The sequence below is a fragment of the Vibrio sp. Y176 genome (assembly GCF_033438945.1).
Map to the genome: position 1 here is coordinate 1 of NZ_JAWOQS010000780.1, position 611 is coordinate 611.

A 611-nucleotide genomic window follows, 5' to 3' on the forward strand; every position below is an offset into this window, starting at 1 on the left:
TACTGGTATTGCATACGATACGTCTGCTGTAAGTGATAAGAACCGCACGATTACTATTCCAGAAACAGACCGTACTTGGTTAAGCATCGGTGCAACTTATGACTGGACGAAAGACTTCAGCCTAGACGCTGGCTTCACTTACATTATCGCGAAAGACGCACCAATCGTTGAGTCTCGTGGCTACAAGTCAGACGATTCAGCTGAAGTAGTTGGCGGTCAATTCGTTGGTGAAACAACGGGTAACGTTTGGCTAATCGGTGTTCAAGCGAACTACCGTTTCTAATTACTCGTTAAAAAATCGAGAGACAAAAAAGGCTTAGCACTTGCTAAGCCTTTTTTATTGCGTTCATTTTATTTGAAACATCAACGATTAGAATTCATCTAGATATTCGTCTAACAACGCTTCTTCTTCCGGATTCACTTCTTCTACCGTGTCGATTTCTGCTTTAAAGTTTTGACGCTGAATGTACACATCTCGAGTCAGTACATAAGGATCTGGAGAACTATCAAGCTGTGCTTCTTGCGGTACAAGCAACGCTCGTTTTTCCAAACCTTCTAATGCCCACTTCCCTAAACCAGCCCAAATATTCAAGTAAGATAATGGGAGATAC

Annotated in this window: 2 protein-coding genes; one reads left to right on the forward strand and one right to left on the reverse strand. The window is 42.1% G+C overall.

The features are described from left to right. On the forward strand, positions 1 to 283 hold a 283-nt coding region (locus tag R7O13_RS28615), incomplete at its 5' end, for an outer membrane protein transport protein (RefSeq protein WP_318305429.1). An 87-nt stretch (positions 284 to 370) separates the two neighbouring features. On the opposite strand, the gene R7O13_RS28620 is transcribed toward R7O13_RS28615, so the two are convergent. Next, the coding region (locus R7O13_RS28620) for an MlaA family lipoprotein (protein WP_318305430.1) at positions 371 to 611 on the reverse strand (241 nt) is incomplete at its 5' end.